The sequence below is a fragment of the Ferribacterium limneticum genome (genome assembly GCF_020510565.1).
In the GTDB taxonomy this organism is placed as follows: domain Bacteria; phylum Pseudomonadota; class Gammaproteobacteria; order Burkholderiales; family Rhodocyclaceae; genus Azonexus; species Azonexus limneticus_B.
Map to the genome: position 1 here is coordinate 1,555,308 of NZ_CP075189.1, position 13,352 is coordinate 1,568,659.

The window sequence follows — 13,352 nt, forward strand, 5'->3', positions numbered from 1 at the left end:
CTGATCAGAAAATTCTGATATTTCATCTTAACGCAGCCTGAAGCCAAACGGTATGAGGGTTTCCGGGGGGCATCGGTCGGCAACGTGCGCCGCGACCGGGTCGCCGGGGCGGTCCGGGTGGCCGTCGAGCCATTCCCACGGTCAACCGGAAATATCGGCCAAAAATGAAAGTCAGGGGATTTGGCGGTTGCGCTTTTCGCTGCGGTATTCGGCGACCGGGCGCAGATTGCCGTCCGGCATCTGCGTTTCGAGACGCACCGTGAAGCCCCAGAGGGTGGCCAGATGTTCGATGACGCGCTCTGTTTCCGGGCCGAGCGGGCGGTGCTGATGGGAAAAGTGGCGCAGGGTCAGCGAGCGGTCGCCGCGCAGATCGACGTTCCAGACCTGGATGTCGGGGTCGGCGCTGCCCAGGTTGTATTGTTCGGCCAGCGCGCGGCGCAGGGCGCGATAGCCCATGTCGTCGTGAATGGCATTGACGCGCAGCTTGGGGTTGGCCTCGTCGTCGAGGATGGCGAACAGGCGGAATTCCCGCATCAGGCGGGGCGACAGGTACTGGGCGACGAAGCTCTCGTCCTTGAAATTGCTCATCGCGAAATTGAAGGTTTCGCGCCAGTCCGAGCCGGCAAACTCGGGAAACCATTCGCGGTCCTCGGCCGTCGGTTCCTCGCAGATGCGCCGGATGTCGCGCCACATGGCAAAACCCAGCGCATAGGGGTTGATGCCGGAATACCACTTGCTGGTGTACGGCGGTTGGTAGACGACATTGGTATGCGATTGCAGGAACTCCATCATGAAGCCGTCGGTCAGCTTGCCTTCGTCATACAGCGTGTTGATCAGGGTGTAGTGCCAGAAGCAGGCCCAGCCCTCGTTCATGACCTGGGTCTGGCGCTGGGGATAGAAATATTGGCCGATCTTGCGAATGATGCGGATGATCTCGCGCTGCCAGGGTTCGAGCAGGGGCGCATTCTTCTCGACGAAATAGAGCAGGTTTTCCTCGGGCTCCTCGGGGAAGCGCCGTTCCTCCTCTTCGGCGACGGCCGCGGCATGACGCGGCAGCGTTCGCCACAGATCATTGACCTGGGCCTGCAAATATTCCTCGCGCTCCTTCTGGCGCAGCGTTTCCTTGTCCAGCGACAAACGCGGTGAACGTTTGTAGCGGTCTACGCCGAGATTGCTCAGGGCGTGGCAGGCGTCGACCAGTTGCTCGACCGCCGCGAAGCCATGGCGCTCCTCGCACTGGGCGATGTAGTTCCGGGCGAAGACGAGGTAGTCGATGATGGCGTCGGCGCTGGTCCATTGCTTGAACAGGTGGTTGCCCTTGAAGAAGGAATTGTGGCCGTAGGCGGCATGGGCGATGACCAGGGCCTGCATGGTCAGCGTGTTTTCTTCCATGAGGTAAGCGATGCAGGGATCGGAATTGATGACGATCTCGTAGGCCAGGCCCATCTGGCCGCGCTTGTAGCGGTTCTCGGTTTCCAGGAAATGCTTGCCGAAGGACCAGTGGTGGTAATAGACCGGCATGCCGATGGCGGCGTAGGCGTCCATCATCTGCTCGGCGGTGATGATTTCGAGCTGGTGGCGGTAGCAGTCGAGGCCGTAGGCCTTGGCGACGCGGCCGATCTCGGCGTCGTAGCGGTCGATCGCTTCGACCGTCCATTCCGAGCCCTCGGCAATCGGGCGAGTGCGCTTCTTGCTCATGCCAGTCGCTTTCGGAAGAGCTCGCGGAATACCGGGTAGATGTCGGCCACCGCGGCAATGCGCTGCATGGCAAACAACCCGGGATGGCTGTCGAGCAGGCGTTCGTACTCGAGCCAGAGGTTCTGCGGTTCGGCGTCGGCGATCTCGATGTAGGCGAAGTACTGGACGAGCGGCAGGATGGATTCGCTGAGCAGTTCCCGGCAGGGCGGCGAATCGTTGTTCCAGTTGTCGCCATCGGAAGCCTGGGCGCCGTAGATGTTCCAGGCGCTCGACGCATAGCGGGCGACGACGATCTCGTGCATCAGCTTGAGGGCGCTGGAAACGATGGTGCCGCCGGTCTCGCGGGAATGGAAGAAATTCTCCTCGTCGACCTCCTCGGCCACCGTGTGGTGGCGGATGAAGACCACCTCGATATGTTCGTAGTTACGGTTGAGGAAGAGGTAAAGCAGCATGAAAAAGCGCTTGGCGATCTGCTTCTTCGACTCGTCCATCGACCCGGAAACGTCCATCAGGCAGAACATCACGGCCTGTGTTGAGGGCTGGGCGATGCGAATGCGGTTGCTGTAACGCAGGTCGAAAGGGTCAATGAACGGAATGGCCTCGCGCCGCGCCAGCAGGCTGGCGATTTCGCGCTCGATGCGGACGATGTCCGGGTCGCCCGGGCAGTCGCGGCGCAGGCGCTCCAGTTCTTCCCGCAGTTCGCGCAGCCGGGCGGCGAAGGGGGCGCCGACGGCGATGCGCCGCCCGGCCGCGCCGCGCATGGTGCGGACCAGATTGATGTTGGTCGGCACGCCGCTCTGCGTGTAGCCGGCGCGCACCCGCTTGTATTCGTCGATGCGGGCCAGTTGGCGTTTGACCAGGTTGGGCAGGGCCAGTTCGTCGAAGAAGATGTCGAGGAACTCGTCGCGGGTCAGCGTGAAGACGAAGTCGTCGATCCCCTCGCCATCCTCGCTCGCCCCGCCCGGCCCCTGGCCGGAGCCTTCGAGCGGGCGGTCGACGCTGTCGCCGGTATTGAAGCGGTCGTTGCCGGGATGCACGATCTCCCGCTTGCCGCCCTTGCCATGGCGGAAATGCGGCTCGGTGATGTCCTTGCCGGGAATGCCGATCTTCTCGCCGTTGTCGAGGTCACGGATGCCGCGATGGGCAATGGCATCAGCCACCGCTTTGCGGATCTGCCCCTTGAAGCGCTGGATGAAACGGCTGCGATTGATCGAACTCTTGTTCTTGCTGTCCTGCCGCCGATCGACGATGCGTACCGTCATGGGTGACCTCCCGTTGCGCGGCGAAACCGCCCCGCCTTTCCACCATCACGAAGACTTGCGAACCCGCAGGTACCAGTCGCAGAGCAGGCGCACCTGTTTCTCGGTGTAGCCCTTGCTGGTCATGCGCTCGACGAAGTCCTTGTGCTTCTTCTGCTCGTCGGCGCTGGCCTTGGTATTGAAGGAAATGACCGGGAGCAGTTCCTCGGTGTTCGAGAACATTTTCTTCTCGATGACCGCCCGCAACTTCTCGTAGCTGGTCCACGCCGGGTTCGTGCCATCGTTCTTGGCCCGGGCGCGCAGCACGAAATTCACCACCTCGTTGCGGAAATCCTTGGGATTACTGATGCCGGCCGGCTTCTCGATCTTCTCCAGTTCATCGTTGAGGGCTCCGCGGTCGAGCATTTCACCGGTATTCGGATCGCGGAATTCCTGATCCTGAATCCAGAAATCGGCATAGGTCACGTAGCGGTCGAAAATGTTCTGGCCGTATTCGGAATAGCTTTCCAGGTAGGCAGTCTGGATTTCCTTGCCGATGAATTCGGCGTAGCGCGGGCTCAGGAATTCCTTGAGGAAGCGCAGGTAGCGTTCCTCGATTTCGGGCTGGTACTGTTCCTGTTCGATCTGCTGCTCAAGCACGTACATCAGGTGCACCGGATTGGCCGCCACTTCGCGGTGATCGAAATTGAAGACCTTGGACAGGATCTTGAAGGCGAAGCGGGTGGATAGTCCGGTCATTCCCTCGTCCACCCCGGCGAAGTCGCGGTATTCCTGGTAGCTCTTGGCCTTGGGATCGGTGTCCTTGAGATTCTCGCCGTCGTAGACCCGCATCTTGCTGTAGATGCTGGAATTCTCCGGTTCCTTGAGACGCGACAAGGCAGAGAACTGGGCCAGCATGCGCAGCGTGTCGGGGGCGCAGGGGGCCTTGGCCAGCGACGAATTGAACAGCAGCTTTTCGTAGATGTGGATTTCGTCGGTGACGCGCAGGCAGTACGGCACCTTGACGATGTAAATGCGGTCGAGGAAGGCCTCGTTGTTGCGATTGTTCTTGAAGGCCTGCCATTCCGCCTCGTTCGAGTGGGCCAGCACGAGACCATCAAAGGGAATGGCGCCGAAGCCCTCGGTCCCCTTGTAGTTCTGCTCCTGGGTCGCGGTGAGCAGGGGGTGCAGCACCTTGATCGGCGCCTTGAACATTTCGACGAATTCCAGAATGCCGCGATTGGCGACGCACAGGCCGCCGGAGTACGAGTAGGCATCCGGGTCGTTCTGCGAATAGCTTTCCAGCTTGCGGATATCGATCTTGCCGACCAGCGACGAAATGTCCTGATTGTTCTCGTCGCCCGGCTCGGTCTTCGAGACGGCGATCTGGGAAAGCACGGAAGGGCGCAGCTTGACGACGCGGAACTTGGTGATGTCGCCGCCAAATTCATGCAGGCGCTTGACCGCCCACGGGCTCATGATGGTCCCGAGGTAACGCTTCGGAATGCCGAAATCCTCTTCCAGTATTTCGCCGTCCTCAAGAACGTTGAAGAGGCCAAGCGGCGACTCATGGACCGGCGAATCCTTGATGGCGTAGAAGGGCACTTTCTCGATCAGGTATTTCAGGCGTTCGGCCAGCGACGACTTGCCGCCGCCAACCGGGCCCAGCAGATAGAGAATCTGCTTCTTCTCTTCCAGCCCCTGGGCGGCGTGCCGGAAGTAGGAAACGATGTGCTCGATGACCTCTTCCATTCCGTAGAACTCGCGGAAGGCCGGGTAGAGCTTGATCATCTTGTTGGCGAAGATCCGCGACAGGCGTGGATCGAGCCGGGTATCAACGAGTTCCGGCTCGCCGATGGCGATGAGCATGCGTTCGGCGACACTGGCGTACGCGGTCTTGTCACTCTTGCACAGATCCAGATACTCCTGGACCGACATTTCCTCTTCCTGCTGGGCCTCGTAACGACTCTGGTAGCGGGCAAAGATCGACATGGCAGACTCCTTCCGGAAAATCCCTATCGTTGTTGATGCTTCCCTGAGTTTGAATGCGCTTCCCGCCAACGGTTCAATCTGTCTCGGTGCGCCAGGCATTGGTCCGCCGATCAAGCGCGCAACCGAAACGCCGTCAGCCGATCAACGTAGCCGGAAGCGCACCGGCAGAACAACCTGGCGCGGCGCGTCGGCCGGCAGCGATTGCAGGGAACGGACGGCGCGCAGGGCGGCGGCGTCGAGCAGCGGGTGGCCGCTGCCTTGTTCGACGCGAGCGGCGCTGACTTTGCCGGCTTCGTCGATGATGAGCAGGACGAGGACTTCGCCTTCAAGTCCGCGGGCGATGGCTTCGGCCGGGTAGAACTGGCCGGCGCTGTCGAGCTTCTTGAGGTGTTCGCGGACGGTCTGGGTCCAGGTTTTCGGGGCGGATGCGCCGGTTTTTTCGGCTGGTTTTGACAGAGCTGGCTTGGGCGGTTTTGTCGCGGGCTTACTGGCCGGTTCCGGCTGCTCCGGCAGGCTCAGCGGCGGTGTTGCGGCTGCGGCCGGGGGCGGGCGCAGCTCGGCAGTCAGCGGTGCCACGGTCGACCGGAAATTTTGGCCAAAATTGAAATCCGGCAGCAGTGGCAAGAGATGCAGCGAGAGCGACAACGCCAGCGCCGCAAAAAGCCGGTAATCGATCCGGGTCATGAGAAAATGGGGGCTGGCCTGAGGCAATGGATACGCAATGAGACTAACTGTAAAACGACGGCTTGCCATGATAAGCGCGATGGGGTTTTTGCTGTCGGCTTCGCTGCCAGTTTTTTCGGCCGATGCCTTGCCCGACCCGGTGCGCTTCACCGTCAGCATGGAACTCGGCGATGTCGGCCAGGCCGAAAGCTGGCTCGACGCCGGCCTGCCGCCCGATTTCATGGGCAGCCGGATCGGTTCCGGCCTGATGATCGGCGCCTGGGAAGGCAAGCCGGATCTCATGCGCCTCTTCCTGTCGCGCGGCGCCGATATCAACAAGCTCAACGCGAATGGCGAATCGGCCATTGCGCTGGCCGCCTGGCGCGGCAATCTGGCGACGGTCAAATGGCTGCTTGAGCGCGGGGCGCGCATCAACGCGCCGGCCCGGCAATGGTCGGCGCTGCATTACGCGGTGTTCGCCGGGCATGCCGAAGTGGCCGATTTTCTGATCGACCAGGGGGCCGACATCAACGCCCAGAGCACCAATGGCTCGAGCGTGCTCATGATGGCAGTGTACGAAGGTCATCAGCCGCTGGTCCGCAAGCTGATCGAAAAAGGCGCCGACCGGACGCCGAAGAACGACTGGGGCGACGGGGCGCTGGAGTGGGCGATGCGTCAAGACCGGCTGGAACTGGCGCGCATGGTGAGCAACCCCGAAGAGTTCAACATCGCCGTCAGCCAGCCGAAGGAAAAATGGGGCGCGCCGGTGCGCTCGATGCGCAGCTCGAAGGAACTCGAAGAACTGCTCAACATGCGCGAAAAGCTCGTCGAGCGGAACATGACGACGGACGTCATCGACAAGCGCATCGCCACCGAACGCGTGCGCATCGTACGCGCCGAAATGGATCGGCCGATGCCGGCTCGGGCGGTGACGATGGAAATTACCGCCAGCCGCAAGAAGCCGCAGCAGCAGTCGGCGACGATCGTCGTCGATGAAAAAGGCAAGAACAAGGCGGCCGGCTTCAAGGCGCCGCCGGCGACCTACTTCGGCACGCCGAAAATGCCGATCAGGGCGCCGGTCAGGAACTACTGATAGTGGGCCTTCCCGGCCGGGATCAATTGCAAATCACGATCAGCTAATGCAGACTGCGCTGATCAACCGAGAGAGGAATGGGCATGCTTTACGTGGCGAGAGACAGCAAGGGCAACATTTGCGAATTGCACCCGATGCCCGTCGGCGACGCCAGCGAAGCCTTGCCGGCCGATCATCCCGAGGTCCTGCAGTTCATCCACGAACGCTGGCGGCAGAACGAACTCCATGAGCTGGACCGCGATTTCGTCCGGGTTATCGAAGACACCATCGAACTGCTGATCGCCAAGGATCTGATCATGTTCACCGACCTGCCGCCCAAGGTTCAGGAAAAGCTGCTGCGCCGCAAGGAAGTTCGCCAGCTCAAGCACTACGAAGGCCACTTCGGCACCGGCGGCGACGACATCATTCCGCTTTGAGTGATTGGCCCGGCGCATCTGCCGGGCGTTTTCAGTTAACTGTCACCACGGCCTTGACCAGTTCGGCCAGGGTGCGCACACCCATTTTCTCCATGACCCGCGCCCGGTGGGCTTCGACGGTTTTCATGCTGATGTTCAGTTCGTCGGCGATCTGCTTGTTGAGCTTGCCGGCGACGACCAGTTTCATGACTTCGCTTTCGCGCTGGGTCAGCTGATCGAGGCGGTGGCTGATCGCTCCGTTGCGCTGGCGGCGGGCCGAAAGCTGGGCGTCCAGCTCCAGGGCGCGAACGATGCGCGAGAGCAGGTCCTCGTTGTGGAAGGGCTTTTCGATGAAATCGCAGGCGCCGCGCTGCAGGGCCGAGACGGCCATCGGCACGTCGCCGTGGCCGGTGACGAAGATGACCGGCAATGCCGAGCCAAGGGCGTCGAGCTTTTCATGCAGTTCGAGGCCGCTCATTTCCGGCATCCGTACGTCGAGAATCAGGCAGCCGCGCATCTCGTCGTGGCGCGCCTTGAGGAAGCTCTCGGCCGAGTCGAAGCAGGCGACGACGTAGCCTTCGCCTTCGAGCAGCCAGGTCATCGAGTCGCGCATGGCCTCGTCGTCATCGACGACATAAATCGTTTGCGTCGGATTATTCATCACTCATCTCACCTTTCTCCTCGCCTGATTCTTCGATCGGTACCGTGAAGTGGAACACGGTACCGCCCTCGCGCCGCGGCTCGACCCACAGCCGCCCCTGGTGAAACTCGATGATCGAGCGGCAGATGGCCAGGCCGATGCCCATGCCTTCCGCCTTGGTCGTGTAGAAGGGGGCAAAGATTTTCTCGATATCTTCTTCGGCCAGACCATGGCCCTGATCGGCGACCGTGATTTCCAGCATCCGTTCGTCCACCACCTCGGCCTGCAAACTTAGCTGGCGGCGTTCGACCGGCACGTCGCTCATCGCCTCGATGGCATTCTTGATCAGGTTGAGCAGCACCTGCTCGATCATGATGCGGTCGACGACGATTTTCGGCAAATTGTCCGGCAGGTCGACAATGATCTGCGTGCCGGTGCGCTGGGCGTCGATGTCGGCGAAGGCGCGTGTTTCATCGACCAGTTCTTCGAGGGCGATGGGCTGCCGGTTGGGGTCGCCCTTCTTCACCATGTCGCGCATGCGGCGGATGATCTTGCCGGCCCGCTCGGCCTGGTCGGAGGCTTTCTGCATGGCGGCGAGGATGTCATCGATGCGATAGTTACCGGCCTGCATGCGTTTGACGCAACCAGCGCAGTAGTTGGCGATGGCCGACAGCGGCTGGTTGAGTTCGTGGGCCAGTGACGAGGCCATTTCGCCCATGGTGATCAGGCGCGAGGTCTGCTCGAGCCGCTTTTGCTGCTGCAGATTGACTTCGTCGATATGCTTGCGGTCGGTGATGTCGGCACCGATCTGGACGCGCACGGTGCGCCCGTCGACCCAGCGGATGGCGCGTTCATGCAGGTGATACCAGTGACCGGACAGGGTGTGCTGGAGTTCGCCGTCGAACAGTTCGCAGGGCAGTTCATCGGCGCCGATGTGCTGCGGGTCGCGGGCCAGTTGCTCACTTGGCGGATGGCAGGCGGCGGTGATCTGCGCCGAATTCTGGCCGACGGCGTCGTAGCCGAAAATGTTCTGGAAGGCGCGGTTGGCGAAGAGGATTTCGCCGGTCTGCACGTCGGCGACGTGCACCGCCGAGTCGAGACCGTCGATGACCGTGACGAAACGCTCGTGGGCGCGTTCGAGTTCGACGCGCACGCGCTTTGGCTCGGTGATGTCGTTCATCGACGCCATCCAGCCGATCTGCTGGCCATCAGTGCCGATCAGTGGCGAAAAGTAGAGGCGGACATCGAAGCGCTCGCCGCTTCGCCGCATGATGCGCATCTCGAAGCCGCTGGCTGGCGCCTTGCCGGCCAGCGCGGTGTCGATGTTGTTCTGCAGGCGGTCGAACTCTTCCGGCGGCCAGTAAGGGTAGGGCGGCTTGATGCCGACCAGTTCGCTTTCGTCGAAGCCGGTCATCCGGCAGAAAGCGGCGTTCACGAAGGTAATCCGGCCCTCGAGGTCGATGGCGCGCAGGCCGGTGATCAGCGATTGCGACATGGCCTGACGGAAGGCGTAGGCGGTGCGCAGTTCTTCCTCGGTCTGGGCGCGATGCTGGGCGTGGCGGCGCAACTGGATCAGCGTCACCGAGGCGATCAGCGTCAGCACGATGATCAACGCCGCCGGCACGAAGGGCAGCCAGGCGCCACCGACGCGGTAGGCGACGATATTGAGGCCGAGGCGGTTGTTGGGCAGGTCGAGGCTGATCTGGCCGGAGACCTGGCGGTCGGTCGGCTTGACTGACGAATTGCTGAGAACTTCGCGATTCTGCGCATCGACCACGGTCAGGCTGTAGCGGGTCGTGAACACGGTCGGCAGGGTGGTGCGCAGCAAGGTTTCTATGGACTCGATGGCGATGAACGCACCGAGGTCGGCACTGCCGCGCTGGACCGGCAGGATGATGTCGTGCGTCGGGCGCTGGGTGGCATCGCGGTAGTCGGCAGAAACGACCTCGGTGCGGACGCGCAAGGCTTTCTGCAGGGCGGCCAGACGCTCGCCGGCAAGTTGTTCGCCGACGAAGACAGCCGTTGATTCATTGGGCGCAACCCACTCGACCTTGCCATCGATATCAACCCAGATGATGGCCTGGATTTCCGGCGCCTCGCGCGCGTAGCGGCTGGCCTTGACCTGGAAGGCTTCGTAGGTGAGTTGCTTGAATTCCTGCTCGCGGCCGAGTTCGCCGAGAAAATCCTGATGCGCGTGCAGACGGTTTTCGATGGTCCGTTCCGCCCAGTGCATGTCGCCTTCCAGGGCCGAGCGCGCCGTGTCCAGTTCGCGCCACTGGAGCAAGGCGGTGAGGACGAGCATGGCCAGCGCGAAAACGCCAATCGCAACGTAGGGCGCGAGCCATAGTCGGGTGTGTTTCGGCTGGGGAAGAGGAGGGCGCATGAGCATGGCCAAATTCTTAGCCCCCCGTGTCACATCGGCCATAGGTACTTACCCTATGTTGATCAGATAAGCGGCGATCCAGGGCACGAGCAGGGCGGTGAGCGCCCCGTTCATGCCCATGGCCAGGGCGGCAAAGGCGCCGCTTTGCTCGTTGACCTGAAAGGCGCGGGCGGTGCCGATGCCGTGCGAAGCGATGCCGATGGCAAAGCCGCGAATGGCCGGGTCGCGCACCTTCATGGCATCGAACACGAAGCGTGCGCCGACGGCGCCGAGGATGCCGGTGACGATGACCAGCACCGCCGTCAGCGATGGAATGCCGCCAATGCGTTCGGCGATGCCCATGGCAATCGGCGTCGTCACCGACTTGGGGGCGAGGGAAAGCTGGGTCGAGGCGCTGGCGCCGAGCAGGCGGGCGACCAGAACGGCCGAGACGATGGCGGTCAGGCTGCCGGCGAGCAGCCCGGCAAGCACCGGCAACAGCATCGAACGCACGCGCTTGAACTGGGTATACAGCGGGATGGCCAGCGCCACGGTGGCCGGGCCGAGCAGGAAATGCACGAACTGGGCGCCGGCGAAGTAGGTTTCATACGATGTCACGGTCAACGTCAAAAACAGCACCAAAATGAAAACGGCGATGAGCACCGGGTTGGCCAGCGGATTGTTGCCGGACCGCCGGTAGAGCGCGAAGGCGGCCTGATAGGCAAGCAGCGTGATGGTCAGCCCGAGCAGCGGCGAGGCCGAGAGGTAGACCCAGATCTGGGTGATTTCCTGGGTCATGGCGTTTCTCCCGAGGCAGCTGGCGAGCGCTGGCAGAGCTTCATGACCAGCGCGGTGACGACCAGGGTGGCCAGCGTGCTGACTAGCAGCGAAACGAGCAGCGGCAGCCATTCGTCGGACACGCGGTGGAGATGGACCATGATGCCGGTGCCGGCCGGGACGAAGAGCAGCGAGAGGTGTTGCAGCAGATTCTGGCTGGTCGTCTGCAGTTCTTCGCCGGGGCCGCCGCGCACGAGCAGCGTGACGAAAAGCAGAATCATGCCGATGACCGGGCCGGGGATGGGCAGGTCGAGCGAGCGGGCGAGAACTTCGCCAATCAACTGGAAAACGAGCAGGGCGGAGAGGGCGGAAAGCATGGACAGCCTTCTTGGAGGTTCAGAAGGCTGCCAGTGTATTGGCTCAGTTAAGTTTTGATAACCGGGATAAAAGTCGCTTTATCTTGTACCTGTGGTAATAGATCGGGCGCTCAATATTCCTTGTTGTCGCTCCACATTGCCGGATTGAAGCGGACGACCCGGTTGCGCCCCTGTTCCTTGGCCTGATACATCGCGACGTCGGCAAACTTGACGGCCTGCCAGAAGGTGTCGCTGTCGGTCGGGAAATCGGCAATGCCGATCGAGATGGTTTTTTGCAGTGTGATGCCGGCGATCTGGACCTTGAGGCTTTCGACGGCGAGGCGGATTTTTTCGGCGACGTTGTCGGCGGCCTGGCCTTCGCTGTCGACCAGGATGATCAGGAATTCTTCACCGCCGTAGCGAATGACCAGGTCGGAGGCGCGCACTGACTGCTTGAGTAGCGAGGATAGCTCTTTCAGGACGGCATCGCCGGCGTCGTGGCCGTAGGTGTCGTTGACCATCTTGAAGTAGTCGAGGTCGAGCATCAGGATGGCGACGTGGGTGCGTTTGCGCTGCACGCTGGAAACCAGCGTCTCGACGTATTCTTCGAGGAAGCGGCGGTTGTTGAGGCCGGTCATCGGGTCGCGCAGCGTCGAGTCGCGGAGGTTTTCCATGAGCCGCTTGGTTTCGAGTACCGGCGCCGTTTCGCGCAGGTAGACGTTGATGAAAGGCACCTTGGTGAGCAGTTCGGTAGCGTTCTCTGGCGTCGTCACCAATTGCACGACGCTGCCGACGGCGCCGGACTGGATGACCGGGAAGCAGACGTGGCGCCGTTCGCCGAGTTCGGCCGGCGGGCGGAACGAGTTGCAGATGTCCGGGCTGCTCACGCTGTCGACGAGATGGCCGGTGCGGCGGACGCGGCAGGCTTCGGGGCGGATCAGAATCTGCGGGTCGCACCAGCGGCAGGTGTCGGCCATTTCGCCATCGACCATGATGGCCTTCATCTGCTTCTTGTTGCTGCTGACTTCGTAGAGCGAGAATTCCTCGAGCTTGAATTCCTGCTGCAAGGCGACGGAGAGGCGCTGGTAGATCTCGATCTTGACTTCGTCTTCCTCGATGGCCTGCTTGAAGTGGGCCGCCTTGGTCAGGCCGTCGACCATGTCGATGGTCGCCGTCAGCAGGTTTTCGCCGGGGGCGGGCGTGCGCTCGGTGAGGCGGGCGACGTTGGTGCCGATGCGGTTGAGACCATCGTCGAGGAAGGTCAGCAAACGGTTCATGTCGGTCGCGATCTGGCCGATTTCATCGTTGGTCTTCTTTTCGACATGCGCCTTGAAATCGCCGCGCAGGGCGCGCTGGACAGCCTCTTCGACAGCAATGGCGGTGTCCGAGATGGGGCGCAGCAGGCGGCGCAGCAGGAGGACGAGGAGCAGGGCAAAAAAGGCCACGGCGATGCCGATGCCGGCGACGGTGAACAGCGCTTTGTCGCGCAGCGCTTCGATCGACATGCTCATGCTGACGGCGCCGAGCACGGCGCCTTCGCTGACCTGGTGGCATTGCAGGCAGTTCGGATTGCCGCTGGCCGTGGCAATGTAGGGAATGATGCCGCGAAAGATGTTTTCGTCGCCCTGTTTGATGACCTCGAAACGGGGCTTGCCTTCCTTGAGGACCAGTCGTTCCAGATCGTCGGCCGCCGCCTCCTGGCTCAGGCCTTTGCCGAACTGCTTTTCGACTTCCGGCGAACGGATGACCCGGGCCGATTTGAGTCCCTGGACTTCGACGAGGCGGCGCAGAAAACTCTCGCGCTTGTCGATGACGCCGTTGATCATCGATTCGGTCAGGTGCACGCGGACTATTTCACCGGCGGTGCGGATGTGATCGGTCGCCGAGGCGATGGAAAAGTTGCGGAAGGCGTACAGGCTGATGGCGAGCAGAACCGCCAGCAGGCCGGCAAAAATACTGACGAAGAAGAAAGTGACTTTTGCGTTGAGATTCACGGCAATGTTTTCCGTAGAGGGAATTTTTCAGTGCGTGATTATGGCTTACGGCCTAACCGGGGCAATCCCGGCTAGGCCGTTTTGACTAGGAGATCAAAGCTTGTTTGATCAAGGTCAACCTGGGGAAATTGTGGGGGCTGCCAA

General features: G+C 61.8%; 11 protein-coding genes. 2 read left to right on the plus strand and 9 right to left on the minus strand.

The features are described from left to right. Positions 1 to 171: 171 nt before the first annotated feature. The 4 genes from KI610_RS07495 to KI610_RS07510 form a co-directional block, all read right to left on the minus strand. Positions 172 to 1,698, minus strand: a complete 1,527-nt coding sequence (locus tag KI610_RS07495) for a SpoVR family protein (RefSeq protein WP_226498032.1) — start codon at positions 1,696 to 1,698, stop codon at positions 172 to 174. Further along, positions 1,695 to 2,960 carry a YeaH/YhbH family protein gene (locus tag KI610_RS07500; protein WP_226498033.1) on the minus strand — a complete coding sequence of 422 codons (1,266 nt, stop codon included), beginning with the start codon at positions 2,958 to 2,960 and terminating at the stop codon, positions 1,695 to 1,697. Before KI610_RS07500 ends, KI610_RS07495 begins: the two co-directional genes overlap by 4 nt. 45 nt (positions 2,961 to 3,005) lie before the next feature. Next, positions 3,006 to 4,928: a PrkA family serine protein kinase gene (locus KI610_RS07505; RefSeq protein ID WP_226498034.1), complete on the minus strand. Its 1,923-nt coding sequence runs from the start codon at positions 4,926 to 4,928 to the stop codon at positions 3,006 to 3,008. A 141-nt stretch (positions 4,929 to 5,069) separates the two neighbouring features. Further along, the gene (locus KI610_RS07510; RefSeq protein WP_226498035.1) at positions 5,070 to 5,612 is read right to left on the minus strand and encodes an energy transducer TonB; all 543 of its coding nucleotides are present in this window, start codon (positions 5,610 to 5,612) and stop codon (positions 5,070 to 5,072) included. A 79-nt stretch (positions 5,613 to 5,691) separates the two neighbouring features. On the opposite strand from KI610_RS07510, the gene KI610_RS07515 reads away from it, so the two are divergent. Both KI610_RS07515 and KI610_RS07520 read left to right on the plus strand, forming a co-directional pair. After that, positions 5,692 to 6,684: an ankyrin repeat domain-containing protein gene (locus KI610_RS07515; protein WP_226498036.1), complete on the plus strand. Its 993-nt coding sequence runs from the start codon at positions 5,692 to 5,694 to the stop codon at positions 6,682 to 6,684. 77 nt (positions 6,685 to 6,761) lie between these two features. Continuing rightward, the gene (locus KI610_RS07520; protein ID WP_226498037.1) at positions 6,762 to 7,100 is read left to right on the plus strand and encodes a hypothetical protein; all 339 of its coding nucleotides are present in this window, start codon (positions 6,762 to 6,764) and stop codon (positions 7,098 to 7,100) included. A gap of 31 nt (positions 7,101 to 7,131) precedes the next feature. On the opposite strand, the gene KI610_RS07525 is transcribed toward KI610_RS07520, so the two are convergent. From KI610_RS07525 to KI610_RS07545, 5 genes are all read right to left on the minus strand, one after another. After that, a complete protein-coding gene (locus KI610_RS07525; protein ID WP_226498523.1) occupies positions 7,132 to 7,740 on the minus strand; it encodes a response regulator transcription factor in 609 nt (202 codons plus the stop codon). Then, positions 7,733 to 10,102: a PAS domain-containing sensor histidine kinase gene (locus tag KI610_RS07530; RefSeq protein WP_226498038.1), complete on the minus strand. Its 2,370-nt coding sequence runs from the start codon at positions 10,100 to 10,102 to the stop codon at positions 7,733 to 7,735. The genes KI610_RS07525 and KI610_RS07530 overlap by 8 nt, the downstream gene beginning before the upstream one ends. 48 nt (positions 10,103 to 10,150) lie before the next feature. After that, positions 10,151 to 10,879 carry an LrgB family protein gene (locus tag KI610_RS07535; RefSeq protein WP_226498039.1) on the minus strand — a complete coding sequence of 243 codons (729 nt, stop codon included), beginning with the start codon at positions 10,877 to 10,879 and terminating at the stop codon, positions 10,151 to 10,153. Beyond that, positions 10,876 to 11,235 (minus strand): CidA/LrgA family protein, encoded by a 360-nt coding sequence (locus tag KI610_RS07540; RefSeq protein ID WP_226498040.1) that lies wholly within the window; start codon positions 11,233 to 11,235, stop codon positions 10,876 to 10,878. Before KI610_RS07540 ends, KI610_RS07535 begins: the two co-directional genes overlap by 4 nt. 110 nt (positions 11,236 to 11,345) lie before the next feature. Continuing rightward, positions 11,346 to 13,208 carry a sensor domain-containing diguanylate cyclase gene (locus KI610_RS07545; protein WP_226498041.1) on the minus strand — a complete coding sequence of 621 codons (1,863 nt, stop codon included), beginning with the start codon at positions 13,206 to 13,208 and terminating at the stop codon, positions 11,346 to 11,348. Positions 13,209 to 13,352: the final 144 nt, after the last annotated feature.

Coding starts and splice junctions, on each gene's coding strand:
- KI610_RS07495 (WP_226498032.1), bottom strand. CDS start 1,698: ATGAGCAAGAAGCGCACTCGCCCGATTGCCGAGGGCTCGGAATGGACG.
- KI610_RS07500 (WP_226498033.1), bottom strand. CDS start 2,960: ATGACGGTACGCATCGTCGATCGGCGGCAGGACAGCAAGAACAAGAGT.
- KI610_RS07505 (WP_226498034.1), bottom strand. CDS start 4,928: ATGTCGATCTTTGCCCGCTACCAGAGTCGTTACGAGGCCCAGCAGGAA.
- KI610_RS07510 (WP_226498035.1), bottom strand. CDS start 5,612: ATGACCCGGATCGATTACCGGCTTTTTGCGGCGCTGGCGTTGTCGCTC.
- KI610_RS07515 (WP_226498036.1), top strand. CDS start 5,692: ATGGGGTTTTTGCTGTCGGCTTCGCTGCCAGTTTTTTCGGCCGATGCC.
- KI610_RS07520 (WP_226498037.1), top strand. CDS start 6,762: ATGGGCATGCTTTACGTGGCGAGAGACAGCAAGGGCAACATTTGCGAA.
- KI610_RS07525 (WP_226498523.1), bottom strand. CDS start 7,740: ATGAATAATCCGACGCAAACGATTTATGTCGTCGATGACGACGAGGCC.
- KI610_RS07530 (WP_226498038.1), bottom strand. CDS start 10,102: ATGCGCCCTCCTCTTCCCCAGCCGAAACACACCCGACTATGGCTCGCG.
- KI610_RS07535 (WP_226498039.1), bottom strand. CDS start 10,879: ATGACCCAGGAAATCACCCAGATCTGGGTCTACCTCTCGGCCTCGCCG.
- KI610_RS07540 (WP_226498040.1), bottom strand. CDS start 11,235: ATGCTTTCCGCCCTCTCCGCCCTGCTCGTTTTCCAGTTGATTGGCGAA.